The sequence below is a fragment of the Afipia carboxidovorans OM5 genome, assembly GCF_000218565.1.
Taxonomy (GTDB): Bacteria; Pseudomonadota; Alphaproteobacteria; order Rhizobiales; family Xanthobacteraceae; genus Afipia; species Afipia carboxidovorans.
In genome coordinates, this window is the sequence record NC_015684.1 from 1803767 (window position 1) to 1817151 (window position 13385).

Sequence of the window (13385 nt, forward strand, 5' to 3'; positions counted from 1 at the left end):
ATAAAGATCAAATATGGGCGGGAAGCTGGTCTTCGTCGGCGAGATCGCCGAACCGCGTCACGCTCGAATCGAAATGCAGCTTGATGGTGCCCGTCGGGCCGTGGCGTTGCTTGCCGATGATGACCTCGGCCTTGCCGTGGACCAGCGACATTTCCAGTTGCCACTTTTCGTATTCCGGCGTGCCGATCTTCGGTTCCTTATTCTGCAGATAATATTCCTCGCGGAACACGAACAGCACCACGTCGGCGTCCTGCTCGATCGAACCGGATTCGCGAAGGTCGGCGAGTTGCGGGCGCTTGTCGTCGCGCGCTTCGACCTGACGCGAGAGCTGCGACAGTGCGATGATCGGGATGTTCAGTTCCTTCGCCAGCGCCTTCAGGCTCGTGGTGATCTCGGTGACTTCCTGCACGCGGTTGTCGGAGCGCTTGCCGGAACCGGAGAGGAGCTGGATGTAGTCGATGATCAGAAGGTCGAGGCCCTTCTGCCGCTTCAGCCGCCGCGCGCGCGCCATCACCTGGGCAATCGACAGGCCGCCGGTGTCGTCGACGTGGAAGGGCAGGTGCTGCATCTCGATCGCGTGATCGCGGATCTTCTCGAAATCGTTCTCGGTGATGCCGCCGCGGCGGATCATGCTCGATGAAATGCCGGTGCGCTCAGAGAGGATACGGGTGGCGAGCTGTTCGGCCGACATTTCCAGCGAGAAGAAGCCGACCACGCCGCCGTTGACGGACTTCGTGGTGCCGTCGGGCTGCAGTTCGCCTTCCCAGGCGCGCGCGACGTTGTAAGCGATGTTGGTGGCGAGCGCGGTCTTGCCCATTGCCGGGCGGCCGGCGAGGATGATGAGGTCGGACGCCTGCAGGCCGCCGAGCTTGGTGTCCATGTCGCGCAGGCCGGAGGCGAGGCCGGACAGATTGCCGACGCGCTCATAGGCGCGGGCGGCCATGTCGATCGCAACCGTCAGCGCCTGCCCGAATTTCTGGAAGCCGCCGTCATACTGCCCCTGTTCCGCCAACTCGTAGAGCCGCCGTTCGGCATCCTCGATCTGGGCGCGGGGGGCGAAGTCGACCGGTGCGTCATAGGCGACGTTGACCATGTCCTCGCCGATGCGGATCAGGTCGCGGCGCTGCGACAGGTCATAAATGGTCCGGCCGTAATCCTGAGCATTGATGATGGTGGTGGCTTCCGCCGCGAGGCGGGCGAGGTACTGGCTGACCGTGATGCCGCCGAGATCGGTGTCGGCGGGCAGGAAGGTTTTCAGCGTCACCGGGGTCGCGACCTTGCCGGCGCGGATCAGGCTCGACGCCGTCTCGAAGATCAACTGATGGATCGGCTCGTAGAAGTGCTTCTGCTCGAGAAAATCCGAGACGCGGTAGAACGCATCGTTGTTGACGAGGATCGCGCCGAGCAGGCTCTGCTCTGCCTCGATGTTATGCGGCGCGCTGCGGTAGGCCGGTGCGCCGGCTTCAGGCGCAAGCTTGACAATGTTCGAGTCGGAAACGGCCATAGCGGTCGAATGCACTTTCAATTCGGCAAATGCGGGGCATTCATCAAGCACCGCTTTGCAGAGGGGGTAAGGGGAAGCTTTTACTTGTGCCCGATTCTCACATGACGAGAATAATCGGGAGAAACCTTATAGGCCGCTTGACGGTCTATTCGCCAGCCTGCTGCAGAGGCGTTCCCTTGGAGGCCTCGATCACCCGCAACCGCTGTTCCTCCTGCGCGATGTAGTCGCGCGTGATCGGCACCACGCCCTGGCGCTTGCTGATCTGAATCTGGAACACCATCATATTCTGCTTGCGGAAACTCATCTCCGAGGAGGCGAGGTAGAATCGCCACATCCGCACGAATCGCTCGTCATAGATCTGTGCCGCTTCGTCCTGACGGGCGAGGAACCGTTCGTGCCAGGCCTTCAGCGTCTCGGCGTAGTGCAGGCGCAGGATTTCGATGTCATCGACAAGAAGGCCGGCGCGCTCGATCGCGGGCAGCACCTCCGACAGCGCCGGGATGTAGCCGCCGGGGAAAATATACTTCGCGATCCACGGGTTGGTGATGTCGGGTCCCTCGGAGCGGCCGATCGCGTGCAGCACCATCACGCCGTCGTCGGTGAGAAGCTCTGCGCAGCGCCGGAAATAGGTGTGGTAGTGGTCGATGCCGACATGCTCGAACATACCGACCGAGACGATCCGGTCGAACGGGCCCGGTATCTTGCGGTAGTCCTCGAGCAGGAACCTGGCGCGCTGGGCGAGGCCCTTCGCCTTGGCGCGCTGGTTCGACATCTCAAACTGTTCGTTGGACAAGGTGACGCCGGTGACCATGCCGCCGGCAATCTCCGCGATATAGAGTCCGAGTCCGCCCCAGCCGGAGCCGATGTCGAGCACACGCTGATCGGGCTTCACCAACAACTTGGCGGTGACGTGGCGGCGCTTTGCGAGCTGGGCCTCGTCGAGCGTCATGTCGGGGCGCTCGAAATAGGCGCAGCTATATTGCCGGTCGGAATCGAGGAACAGCGAGTAGAGGCGGCTGTCGAGGTCGTAGTGACTCTGGATGCGCCGCTTCGCCAGACCCATCGGATTGAACTGGTGCCAGCGGCGGACCAGATAACGCTGCCAGTGCAGAAGCTTTGCCAGCCGCGGCAGGTCGTAGGGCTGGGCCAGGGCGACAGCGAGCACGTCGGTGATCGATCCCTGTTCGATCACGAGTTCGCCGTCCATGTAGATTTCGCCGAACGCCATTTCGGGGTCGAGCAGCAGGCGGCGCTGAGCGGAGGCTGTGGTGAAGCGTACCGTGACAGGGGTGCCGGTTCCGTCGCCGCAGGTGAAGGAGTCCCCGGCAGCGGTGATGAAGGTGATCGAGCCGAAACGGAAAAACCGGCGGAGAGCGGATTTCAGCAAAGAGCTCATCGGAAGCGATCCTGCGGTAGTATCCTATTCCTGATAAGAGGAGAGCGATCGGTGGATTTTTGACCTTCTTGGCGGTCGCTTCAAGTGTGAAGAGGTCAGTTGGTCGCGCCGAAGATGTTGCGACTGTGTCCATTCTCGCCGTTTTCATTCGGCGGATAATCCGCTAAGGATGGCTCCACGGTCATTTCGCCTCCCGGCGACGACGCCGGTCGAGGCTTTTCTGGAGATATATAGATGTCGAGCCGAACGCTTGCTCTGGCGGCGGTAGCGCTTTGGGCATGCGCTGCCGTTCCCGCGGCGGCGCAGAATCTTGAGGCAGGTAAAACCCCGACCCAGATTTTCGCATCGACATGCGCGGCCTGCCACAAGAGCCCGCGCGGGCTCCTCAAGACGGTTTCGCCGGGCGCATTGCCGGGCTTCCTGCGTCAACACTACACGACGAGCACGAGCATGGCGGGGGCGATGAGCTCCTATGTTCTGTCGAACGGCGCCGCCGAACGGCCGGCCGCCGAGAGGCCCGCGCCGAGCCGTGCCGCCACGCCGCCAAGGAGTGAGCCTGCGCCCGAGGCGGAGACGAGGCAGAAGCCGAAGGCCGAGAGGCGCAAGCCTGCTGCGGCCGAGGGTGAGGCGGGCGAGCCGAAGCCTGCTGCCAGACCGGCCGCGAAGCCGCCGGCCAAGCCGTCGGTTGCGGCGGAGCCTGCAGCAACGCCGAAGCCGGATGATGCGCCAGCGGCCGAGACCAAGCCTCCCGCCGAGGTCCCGACCGCCGCGGAGAAGCCTGCAGAGGCTGGAACACCGGCAGCTTCCGAGAGCGCGCCCGCGCCCAAGGAGCCCGAGGCGGCAAAGCCCGCACCGTCATCCAACATGCCGGTGTTCGAGCTCGACAAATCGTCGTCGAAGCCGGATGCGGCCGAGAAGCCGGCCGACTCCGCGCCTGCGCCGAAGAGCGACACGCCGGCCTCGAACTAAGACTGGGTTATGCCCGCCGGCTGCTTACAGAGCGACCTGCCGAGTGCGGCGCCTTCCTTCATCAGCGCCATAAAAAATCCGGCCCGTTTCCGGGCCGGATTGATGTCACGCCAATGCGCGTGCGGGCTTACTGCTGCTCGCTTGCGGCCTCGGTTTCCGGCGTCTCGTCCTGAGCTTCCGGATCGAAGAACTCGCCGGCCGCTGCGATCGCTTCCGCTGCAGCGTCCTGATCTTCCTGACGCGAGTTGATGTCTTCGCCGCGGTTGATCCGCTCGGCCTCGGCCTCGCTGCGGGCCACGGTGGCGGTCACATGAATTTCGACCTCGGGATGGACAGCGATCGTGATCTTGTGCTGGCCAATCTCCTTGATCGGGTGCTCGAGCAGAACCTGATGGCGGCTGAGCGAAACGCCGTCGGCAGCGAGCGCCGCCATGATGTCGCGCACCGAGACCGATCCGTAGAGCTGGCCGCCTTCGGAAGCCTGACGGATGATGACGACGTTGCGGCCTTCGATCTTCTCGGCGACCTTGGCGGCTTCGCCCTTCGCGGCAATGTTCTTCGCCTCGAGGTCGGCCTTCATGCCCTCATACTTGGCGCGGTTGTCGGCGGTGGCGCGCAGTGCCTTGTGGCGCTTCAGCAGGAAATTGCGGGCATAGCCGTTCTTGACGGTGACGATGTCGCCCATCTGGCCGAGTTTGGCGACGCGTTCGAGCAGAATGACTTCCATGATGTTCTCCTTGAGAAAAAGTTGGATAGGGGTCTGTGTTGAAGTGAAAGGTGAACCTATTGGGCGTCCGGCAGGCCTCCCTGCTTGCGCCAGTAGCGTCTGCGGATGCCGAAGGCGGCGTCCGCAAGGCCGAGCACAATGGCGCCGAGGAGCGGCCAGCCGATGAAGAGGGTGAGGGCATAAAGCCCGCCCAGCATGAACGAGCGCCCGGCCATCGACTGGCTGACGGTGTGGAGTACCGCGAAGCCGGTCATGCCGTAGGCCAGAAGGAGGGCTGCGCTGACGATCTTCGCGACCAGCGAGGTCAGGCCGCCAAAGAAGCAGAGGATGAGTGCGATCGCGAGCGCCGCCAGCACCGGCTGCGGTAGCTCGGTCGTGCGCAGGTCGGGCCATGGGCGCTTCAGAAGCTGCGAGGTCCGCGCGATCTTGGCCGCAAGCCACAGGTTGACCGTCAGCGTCAGCATCGCAACGAGCGCGGCCGCGGCGGGCGCGATCGATACCAGCGCGTCGATGACGGCATCCCGGGTGGGATTGGGCGGCAAGCCACCCTGATTGGCGAGATCGGAGACATGGGTCAGGCTCTGGCGCATCACCGCCTTGATCGTCGCCTCGTCGGTGCCGAGCGTGAGAAGCGCACCCGTCGTCGTGAGTGCGGCAAAGCCAGCGGTCCAGACGAGAAGGCGGCCGACCGGGTACCAGTCGAGCGTGGTGGATGGCGTGTAGCCGTTGGGGGCATCGGCATCGTCGGACGCGCGGGCGAGCAGCGCGAGATGGCCGAGCCACAGTGCGGGCAGGGCGACCATGCCGGCATAGGCCAGCATGTAGATCGGGCTGATGAATACGCCGAGGCCGATCACCGCCGCGATTCCGCCGATCAGCCCGGTGCGCGAGCCCCAGCCGAGCGCCACGACCATCAGCGGCAGCGGGGCAAGGTAGAACAGGGCGAGCGAAATCATCGCCCCCGATGCGAGGGAGGCGAACATCATGGCCGAGGCAAGCCCGGCGACCAGTGAGATCAGAATCTCGACCAACATCATCAGCTGTCCCGCTCCTTTCGAGCGGTTAGAGGTCAAGGACCCCAACCATCCATGACGGCTGTCGCCGCCCTGTTATGAGAAGACGAACGCGCATCGTGCGCATCCGGTTATTCGGTAGTCATTCCGGGGCGCCGCCTTGGCGGCGAACCCGGAATCTTGAGCGTGTCTTTCGAGATTCCGGATCAGTCCGCTGCGCGGTCTGTCCGGAATGACGAGAAGCCTTAGCGGATCACGTAAGGCAGGAGACCAAGGAAACGTGCGCGCTTGATGGCGCGGGCGAGCTCGCGCTGCTTCAGCGCGGAGACGGCCGTGATGCGGCTCGGCACGATCTTGCCGCGCTCGGACACGTAACGCATCAGCAGCTTGGAATCCTTGAAGTCGATCTTCGGCGCGTTCGAGCCCGTGAACGGGCAAGTCTTGCGACGGCGGAAGAACGGGCGGCGAGCACCTGCGTCAGCCATAATCTCTTACTCCTCTACCGAAGCGGTGGTTTCTTCTTCACGCGGACGGCGCGGTCCGCGCTCGGAGCGGAAGCCGCCTTCACGGGGACCGCCGCGCTCGTCGCGCTCGCGATCACGGTCGGCCTTGCGCATCATCGCGGACGGGCCTTCCTCGAGCTCATCGACGCGCACCGTGAGGTAGCGGATGATGTCCTCGTTGATGCGCTCCTGACGCTCGACCTCGGCCACGATGGTGGCGGGACCGTCGATGTTGAGCAGCACGAAGTGCGCCTTGCGGTTCTTCTGGATGCGGTAGGTGAGGGAGCGAACGCCCCAGCTCTCGGTCTTGGTGACCTTGCCGCCAAGACCTTCGATCACACCGGTGATCTGGGTGGTGAGTTCCTCGACCTGCTGGGCGCTGGCGTCCTGACGCGCGAGGAAGACATGCTCGTAATAAGGCATGGTGTCCTTTCCTGTGTTGGCGCGGGTCCTGGCGGCAAGCCCTTCGAGACCTTCGGAAAGGACTCGGGATAAGCTCAGAAGGCGGAAGCACGGGACGACGGACCGACTGGCCCTGTCGCATCAACCCAATTTCGTTTCAGAAATGAAGATTGTTGAGACCGTCCGTTCAGCTCCCGGCCGGGACCCACGGATCGGCGCTTTATAAGGGTTTTGGCCCGCGTTGCAAGGCGAAACGCGGGTGCTTTAGGTCGAAAAGCCTCGGAAATGAGGGTGGTTTTGTGGGGCTGAACGTGGGGGTGTGGAACGGGGGCTTGGACCGCAGCCGTTTGTCCGGGTTTCATGCGAGAACGGATGCTCAAGCGATAGATGTAAGCTTTTCCATAAAGTTAGAGCTTAATCCTCATGTGCTTATTAAGAGCAACTCGCTAAATGCTCGCTGCCGTTACGGTCGTTGCGTCGGGAATTAAGGATTGATCGACTTCCGAAGGCTCCTCGACCGGTGGTGAGGGATTCCCGGTCAAAAGCTTGCCTCCATCCAGCCCTCCGATTCGAGAATCGGTGGGGTGCTTTTAGCTCGATTTGCCCAAGGCTGTTCAGGGCCGGCCGCGGCGAAACTTGACACCCGCCACCCGGGCGGTGTCTTACCACCCCGATTTGGGGAGGCCATGATGACGGCAGCATTTACATTTCCGGGACAGGGTTCGCAGGCCGTTGGCATGGGCAAGGCGCTGGCCGAGACGTTTCCGGCCGCGCGCGCGGTATTCGACGAGGTCGACGACGCACTCGGCGAGAAGCTTAGCACGGTGATCTGGGAGGGCCCCGCAGACGCGCTCCAGCTCACCGAGAACACCCAGCCGGCGCTGATGGCGATGTCGCTTGCGACGCTGCGGGTGCTGGAGACCGAGGCGGGAATCGACCTCGCTCGCGATGCGGCATTCGTCGCGGGCCATTCGCTCGGAGAATATTCGGCGCTTGCGGCGGCGCGCAGCCTGTCGATTGTAGACACGGCGCGGCTATTGCGGATTCGCGGCACCGCGATGCAGAAGGCAACGCCCGTTGGCGTCGGCGCGATGGCGGCGCTGCTCGGGCTCGACTACGACACCGCTGTCGCGGTGGCGAACGAGGCTGCGCAGGGCGAAGTCTGCCAGGCTGCGAACGACAATGGTGGCGGGCAGGTGGTGGTCTCCGGCGACAAGGCCGCGGTCGAGCGTGCTGTCGAGATCGCTAAGGCAAAGGGCGCCCGGCGCGCGATGCTGCTGCAGGTCTCCGCGCCGTTCCATTGCAGCCTGATGCAGCCGGCGGCTGACGCGATGGCGGAAGCGCTCGGCAAGGTCACCGTCAACAAGCCGGTGGTGCCGGTGGTGGCGAACATGCTCGCATCCCCCGTCACCGACCCCGACGAGATCCGCAAGCGTCTCGTCGAGCAGGTCACCGGCACGGTGCGCTGGCGTGAAAGCATTGCTTACATGGCCTCGCAGGGTGTCACGCATTTTTTGGAGATCGGTTCGGGCAAGGTGCTGACCGGTCTCGTCAAGCGTATTGCGGACGGTGCCGTCGGCGTCGCGGTCGGCGGCCCGGCCGACATTGCCGCTGCAAAGGATGCCATCGCCGCCGCGCGCGGGTGATTGAAGGAGACGTTGATGTTCGATCTGACAGGCAAGACCGCACTCGTCACCGGCGCGACCGGCGGCATCGGCCATGCGATCGCCAAGGCGATGCACGCACAAGGCGCGACCGTTGCGATTTCCGGCACCCGTAAGGAAGTGCTCGAGGCGCTCGCGGCGGAGTTGAACGACCGCGTGCATGTGCTGCCCTGCAATCTCGCCAACAAGGATGAGGTCGAGGCGCTGGTGCCTTCTGCCGAGAAGGCGATGGGCCAGCTCGACATCCTCGTCGCCAACGCCGGCATCACGCGCGACAATCTGTTCGTGCAGTTGCGCGATGAGGATTGGGATCAGGTGATCGACGTCAATCTGACGGCGACGTTCCGTCTCGCGCGCGCGGCGACCAAGCTGATGATGCGCAAACGCTTCGGCCGCATCATCGGCATCACGTCGGTGGTCGGCGTCACCGGCAATGCGGGGCAGGTTAATTACGTTTCGTCGAAGGCGGGCTTGATCGGGATGATGAAGTCCATCGCCCAGGAATACGCCCGTCGCAATGTGACAGCGAACTGCATCGCACCCGGTTTCATTGCGACCGCGATGACCGATGTGCTGAACGACAAGCAGAAAGAAGGAATCCTCGCCAAGGTTCCCGCGGGACGGCTCGGTGCGCCGGCCGATATTGCGGCGGCGGCGGTTTATCTCGCCTCCAGCGAGGCAGGTTATGTCACCGGCCAAACCATCCACGTCAACGGTGGAATGGCAATGATTTGAGCCTCTTAGAGGAGCCGCCATATATATCTTCGGTGGATCGCGGCGTGCTCCCGGCTTGGCCAATGCCCCCGACCTGTGCTATCGGACGCCGTCTCATTGCGCGATACCCGGTTGGCATGGGAGCGGGGAAGTGGCCGGCCGGACTTCAGGATTGGGGCGGATTCGCCGCAGGCGGATTGGCCGTTTTGTGGGGAGCGCGCAAGGGAAGAACGTCGTTGCAGGAAATCAAAACCCTGTATATTCCCGATGCGCCATCCTGTTGAGGTTCGCGGGGGAACTGATGGTCTGCGGGCACGCGGATCGGAGTGGGCGACTTAGGTTTTAGAAAGATCAACACTGGCTCGTATCGTTTTACGATCGGGTTAAACGTAGCAAACACGAGGTTGAGACGATGAGTGAGATTGGCGAGCGCGTGAAGAAGATCGTTGTGGAGCACCTCGGTGTCGAACCGGAGAAGGTGGTGGAAACCGCGAGCTTCATCGACGACCTCGGCGCCGACAGCCTCGACACGGTCGAACTGGTGATGGCTTTCGAAGAAGAGTTCGGGTGCGAGATTCCCGACGACGCGGCCGAGACGATTCTCACGGTCGGCGACGCCACCAAGTTCCTCGAAAAGAACGCGAAGAGCTGAGCTCCTTCTGCGTGAGCTGATGTCGGCGGGTTGTTGCATGCAACGGCCCGCCGTCTTTCTGTTTGGCACATCGGAGCATCTGATATGAGGCGAGTGGTGGTGACCGGCCTCGGCATGGTTTCGCCGCTGGGTGGCGGCGTGGAGCCGACCTGGAAACGCATCCTCAATGGCGACAGCGGCGCGCGGAAGATCGAGCATTTCGATGTCTCCGATCTGTCGAGCCGGATTGCCTGCATGGTCCCGCGCGGCGATGGCAGCGAGGGCACGTTCAATCCCGATCAGTGGATGGAGCCGAAGGAAAGCCGCAAGGTCGACGATTTCATCGTCTACGCGATGGCGGCGGCGACCGAGGCGCTTCGCGATGCCGGCTGGAAGCCTGCGAACGAGGAAGAACGCTGCGCGACCGGCGTGCTGATCGGTTCCGGTATCGGCGGCATTGAAGGCATCGGCGAGACCGCGGTGCTGTTGCACGAGCGCGGCCCGCGCAAGGTGTCGCCATTCTTCATTCCCGGCCGCCTCATCAATCTGGCCTCCGGCTACGTCTCGATCGAGCACGGCCTCAAGGGGCCGAACCATTCGGTCGTTACGGCCTGTTCGACCGGCGCGCATGCGATCGGTGATGCGTCGCGTCTGATCGCGCTCGGCGATGCCGACGTGATGGTGGCGGGCGGCGCGGAATCGCCGGTCAATCGTCTGGCGATGGCGGGCTTCTGCGCACTGCGCGCGATGTCCACGAAATTCAACGACAAGCCGACGGCGGCGTCGCGGCCCTACGACACCGATCGCGATGGATTCGTGATGGGTGAGGGCGCGGGCATCGTCGTGCTGGAAGAGTACGAGCACGCCAAGAAGCGCGGCGCGAAGATTTATGCCGAAATCATCGGCTATGGTCTTTCGGGCGACGCGTATCATATCACCGCGCCGGCCTCGGATGGTGACGGCGCCTATCGCTGCATGAGTGCGGCGATGAAGCGCGCGGGCATCCTCGCTTCCGATATCGACTACATCAACTCGCACGGCACCTCGACGCCACTTGGTGACGAGATCGAGCTCGGTGCGGTGCAGCGCCTCCTTGGCAATACCGCCTCGAAGGTATCGATGTCGTCCACCAAGTCCTCGATCGGCCATCTGTTGGGTGCGGCGGGTGCGGTGGAGGCAATCTTCTGTGTGCTCGCGATGCGTGACAACGTCGCGCCGCCGACCTTGAACCTCGACAATCCATCGATCGAAACGGCGATCGACCTCGTGCCGCACAAGGCGCGCGAGCGCGAAATCAATGTCGTGCTGTCGAACTCGTTCGGCTTCGGCGGCACCAATGCGTCGCTGATCATGAAGCGGGTGGTGAACTGATCGTCAGGCCGTGACTTCACCGAACGTGAAGTTTAGGTCATATTGCGATCCCAAGTTTGTGCCAGAGATCGGCGATCAACTCGAAACAAGCCAGAACGGATTCGGGTTTCGGACATGAGTGAGAGGCCACCCATAGCTCCGCGGAGCCCGCGCGCGGCGCTTGAGCCCCAGCAGGTTCCGCCGCCGAAGCGCTCCGATAGCGTCCGCAATCCGTTCGTCGTGGCGGGTAACGCCGTGATGACGGTCCTGCTCGTGTTGATGCTGGGTGCAGGCGGGCTGTACATCTACGGCAAGCAGGTACTCAGCGCCAAAGGCCCGCTCACTGAAGACAAGGTCGTCAACATTCCGCCGCGCGCCGGCATGACCGACATCGGCGACATCCTGCTGCGGGAAGGCGTCATCTCCGCCGACCGCTGGACCTTCATCGGCGGCGTGCTGGCGCTCAACGCGCGCACCTCGCTGAAGTCGGGCGAGTTCCTGTTCCAGAAGAACGCGAGCCTGTCCGACGTGATCGGCACCATCGTCGATGGCAAGGTCGTGCAGCATGCTTTCACCGTGCCCGAGGGGCTGACCTCCGAGCAGATCGTCGCGCGTCTGCAGGAGAACGAGATTTTCTCGGGATCGCTGCGCGAGGTGCCGCGCGAGGGCACGCTGCTGCCCGATACCTACAAATTCCCGCGTGGCACGCCGCGCGAGCAGGTGATCCACCGCATGCAGCAGGCGCAGAAGCGGGTGGTGACCGAGACGTGGGAGCGCCGCAATCCCGATCTGCCGCTGCGCTCGGTCGATCAACTCGTGACGCTCGCCTCCATCGTCGAGAAGGAAACCGGCCGCGCCGATGAGCGCAGCCGTGTCGCCGCGGTGTTCGTCAATCGCCTGCGCCAGAAGATCAAGCTGCAGTCCGATCCGACGATCATCTACGGCCTTGTCGGCGGCAAGGGCACGCTCGGCCGCCCGATCAAGCGCAGCGAGATCCAGCAGCCGACACCTTACAACACCTACGTGATCGACGGTTTGCCGCCGGGGCCGATCGCCAATCCGGGCCGCGCCTCGCTTGAGGCCACTGCAAACCCGGCGCGCACGCGTGACCTGTATTTCGTGGCTGACGGCACGGGCGGCCACACCTTCACCGAGAACTACAACGAGCATCAGAAGGCTGTGGTGAAGCTGCGCGCACTCGAGCGCCAGCAGAATGACGTCGCCGAGCCCGACGATGTACCGCCTCCGGCCGGTGCTGCGCCGGCACCCGCGGAGCCTGCGACCGCGCCTCCGGCTGCGACGCCTGCGCCGAAGCGGGGTTCGAAGGCGGCACGCGGCAAGCAATCGCTTGCGCCGGGCAACGGCGATGCCTGGGCCGGCGTGACCTCGGCAACGCATCAGCGCAAGCCTGCCGCTCATGTAAAGCCCGCGCCGTCCAGCGCGGCCTCGGCCGAGGCGGCCCCCGCCGCCCGCTGAATTTCCTCGCCGCGAATCTTCAATCCGCGCTTAATTTCCAAGGGACGGGCCCGCAAAACGGTCTGCACCTCCCGTCAATTCGGGGTATGGTCGCGGCGGTTCACGCCCAACGAATCCACCTGATCTCAACGGAGCTTTTCGACAAATGGCGTTGTCGAGCATGACCGGCTTTTCGCGAAGCCACGGCACCAGCGGTCCCTATACGTTCGAATGGGAATTGAAGTCGGTCAACGCCAAGGGGCTCGATCTGCGGGTGCGGTTGCCGCAAGGCTGGGACGACCTCGAGGGGCCTGTGCGCAAGCGGGCCGGTGAGGCGATGTCGCGCGGCACGGTCTACGCCAACCTCAACGTCAAGCGCGCAAGTTCGGCGGCGGTGGCGCGGATCAATCAGGATATTCTAGCCTCGCTTCTCGATGCCGCGCGCGACCTTGCCGCCAAGGTAGGGGCTGCGCCGCCCACGGTCGATGGCCTGCTTGCGGCCAAGGGTGTGATCGAGATCGTCGAACCCGAAAGCAGCGAAGCCGAGATCGCTGCCGCCAAGGCTGCTGCTGCTGCGGCATTTGAGACAGCATTGCAGGGACTCATCGAGATGCGCCGCCGCGAAGGCGTCGCGCTTGGTGAAATCCTCTCCCAGCGCGTGAACGATATCGAGCGCCTGGCGGGCAGGGCGGAAGCCGCCCCCGGCCGCAAGCCGGACGCGATTAAGGCAAAGCTTACCGAGCAGATCGCGACGCTGCTCGATGCGTCGGAGCGTTTCGATGCCGATCGTCTCGCGCAGGAAGCGCTGCTGATTGCGACCAAGGCCGACATTCGCGAAGAACTCGACCGTATCGGCTCGCATGTCGCGCAGGCGCGCGAGCTTCTGTCCAAGGGCGGACCGGTCGGGCGGCGGCTCGATTTCCTCTCGCAGGAATTCAACCGCGAAGTAAACACTACCTGTTCGAAATCGAACGACATCGAGCTGACCAATATTGGCCTCGAACTGAAGAACGTCGTCGAGCAGTTTCGTGAACAGGTTCAGAATCTGGAGTGACGG

Annotated in this window: 13 protein-coding genes; 7 read left to right on the plus strand and 6 right to left on the minus strand. The window is 63.6% G+C overall.

Annotated features, from left to right (window positions below; translation table 11 throughout):
• Positions 1–7 precede the first annotated feature (7 nt).
• Both OCA5_RS08415 and OCA5_RS08420 read right to left on the minus strand, forming a co-directional pair.
• Positions 8–1504: a replicative DNA helicase gene (locus tag OCA5_RS08415; RefSeq protein ID WP_013913049.1), complete on the minus strand. Its 1497-nt coding sequence runs from the start codon at positions 1502–1504 to the stop codon at positions 8–10.
• 145 nt (positions 1505–1649) lie between these two features.
• Positions 1650–2900: a cyclopropane fatty acid synthase gene (locus tag OCA5_RS08420; protein ID WP_012563515.1), complete on the minus strand. Its 1251-nt coding sequence runs from the start codon at positions 2898–2900 to the stop codon at positions 1650–1652.
• A 234-nt stretch (positions 2901–3134) separates the two neighbouring features.
• On the opposite strand from OCA5_RS08420, the gene OCA5_RS08425 reads away from it, so the two are divergent.
• Positions 3135–3869, plus strand: coding sequence for a prolipoprotein diacylglyceryl transferase (locus OCA5_RS08425; protein WP_012563514.1), 735 nt, complete (start codon positions 3135–3137; stop codon positions 3867–3869).
• 127 nt (positions 3870–3996) lie between these two features.
• On the opposite strand, the gene rplI is transcribed toward OCA5_RS08425, so the two are convergent.
• The 4 genes from rplI to rpsF form a co-directional block, all read right to left on the minus strand.
• Positions 3997–4596, minus strand: a complete 600-nt coding sequence (gene rplI / locus OCA5_RS08430) for a 50S ribosomal protein L9 (protein ID WP_012563513.1) — start codon at positions 4594–4596, stop codon at positions 3997–3999.
• 56 nt (positions 4597–4652) lie between these two features.
• On the minus strand, positions 4653–5633 hold the full coding sequence (locus OCA5_RS08435) for a DUF2232 domain-containing protein (RefSeq protein ID WP_012563512.1): 981 nt from the start codon (positions 5631–5633) through the stop codon (positions 4653–4655).
• Between the two features lie 221 nt (positions 5634–5854).
• On the minus strand, positions 5855–6094 hold the full coding sequence (gene rpsR, locus OCA5_RS08440; RefSeq protein ID WP_012563511.1) for a 30S ribosomal protein S18: 240 nt from the start codon (positions 6092–6094) through the stop codon (positions 5855–5857).
• Positions 6095–6100: 6 nt separating this feature from the next.
• Positions 6101–6535: a 30S ribosomal protein S6 gene (rpsF, locus tag OCA5_RS08445; RefSeq protein ID WP_012563510.1), complete on the minus strand. Its 435-nt coding sequence runs from the start codon at positions 6533–6535 to the stop codon at positions 6101–6103.
• A 668-nt stretch (positions 6536–7203) separates the two neighbouring features.
• On the opposite strand from rpsF, the gene fabD reads away from it, so the two are divergent.
• From fabD to OCA5_RS08475, 6 genes are all read left to right on the plus strand, one after another.
• Entirely contained in the window at positions 7204–8160 is a 957-nt protein-coding gene (fabD, locus tag OCA5_RS08450; protein WP_012563509.1) for an ACP S-malonyltransferase, read from the plus strand.
• A 15-nt stretch (positions 8161–8175) separates the two neighbouring features.
• Positions 8176–8913, plus strand: coding sequence for a 3-oxoacyl-[acyl-carrier-protein] reductase (gene fabG, locus OCA5_RS08455; protein WP_012563508.1), 738 nt, complete (start codon positions 8176–8178; stop codon positions 8911–8913).
• Between the two features lie 391 nt (positions 8914–9304).
• Positions 9305–9544: an acyl carrier protein gene (locus tag OCA5_RS08460; RefSeq protein WP_012563506.1), complete on the plus strand. Its 240-nt coding sequence runs from the start codon at positions 9305–9307 to the stop codon at positions 9542–9544.
• A gap of 84 nt (positions 9545–9628) precedes the next feature.
• Positions 9629–10894 carry a beta-ketoacyl-ACP synthase II gene (fabF, locus tag OCA5_RS08465; protein ID WP_013913051.1) on the plus strand — a complete coding sequence of 422 codons (1266 nt, stop codon included), beginning with the start codon at positions 9629–9631 and terminating at the stop codon, positions 10892–10894.
• Positions 10895–11008: 114 nt separating this feature from the next.
• On the plus strand, positions 11009–12349 hold the full coding sequence (mltG, locus tag OCA5_RS08470; protein WP_012563504.1) for an endolytic transglycosylase MltG: 1341 nt from the start codon (positions 11009–11011) through the stop codon (positions 12347–12349).
• 145 nt (positions 12350–12494) lie between these two features.
• Positions 12495–13382 (plus strand): YicC/YloC family endoribonuclease, encoded by an 888-nt coding sequence (locus OCA5_RS08475; protein ID WP_012563503.1) that lies wholly within the window; start codon positions 12495–12497, stop codon positions 13380–13382.
• Positions 13383–13385: the final 3 nt, after the last annotated feature.

Excerpts from the sequence above, each read along its gene's own strand:
- OCA5_RS08415 (WP_013913049.1), bottom strand. The coding sequence starts at position 1,504 with ATGGCCGTTTCCGACTCGAACATTGTCAAGCTTGCGCCTGAAGCCGGC.
- OCA5_RS08420 (WP_012563515.1), bottom strand. The coding sequence starts at position 2,900 with ATGAGCTCTTTGCTGAAATCCGCTCTCCGCCGGTTTTTCCGTTTCGGC.
- OCA5_RS08425 (WP_012563514.1), top strand. The coding sequence starts at position 3,135 with ATGTCGAGCCGAACGCTTGCTCTGGCGGCGGTAGCGCTTTGGGCATGC.
- rplI (WP_012563513.1), bottom strand. The coding sequence starts at position 4,596 with ATGGAAGTCATTCTGCTCGAACGCGTCGCCAAACTCGGCCAGATGGGC.
- OCA5_RS08435 (WP_012563512.1), bottom strand. The coding sequence starts at position 5,633 with ATGATGTTGGTCGAGATTCTGATCTCACTGGTCGCCGGGCTTGCCTCG.
- rpsR (WP_012563511.1), bottom strand. The coding sequence starts at position 6,094 with ATGGCTGACGCAGGTGCTCGCCGCCCGTTCTTCCGCCGTCGCAAGACT.
- rpsF (WP_012563510.1), bottom strand. The coding sequence starts at position 6,535 with ATGCCTTATTACGAGCATGTCTTCCTCGCGCGTCAGGACGCCAGCGCC.
- fabD (WP_012563509.1), top strand. The coding sequence starts at position 7,204 with ATGACGGCAGCATTTACATTTCCGGGACAGGGTTCGCAGGCCGTTGGC.
- fabG (WP_012563508.1), top strand. The coding sequence starts at position 8,176 with ATGTTCGATCTGACAGGCAAGACCGCACTCGTCACCGGCGCGACCGGC.
- OCA5_RS08460 (WP_012563506.1), top strand. The coding sequence starts at position 9,305 with ATGAGTGAGATTGGCGAGCGCGTGAAGAAGATCGTTGTGGAGCACCTC.
- fabF (WP_013913051.1), top strand. The coding sequence starts at position 9,629 with ATGAGGCGAGTGGTGGTGACCGGCCTCGGCATGGTTTCGCCGCTGGGT.
- mltG (WP_012563504.1), top strand. The coding sequence starts at position 11,009 with ATGAGTGAGAGGCCACCCATAGCTCCGCGGAGCCCGCGCGCGGCGCTT.
- OCA5_RS08475 (WP_012563503.1), top strand. The coding sequence starts at position 12,495 with ATGGCGTTGTCGAGCATGACCGGCTTTTCGCGAAGCCACGGCACCAGC.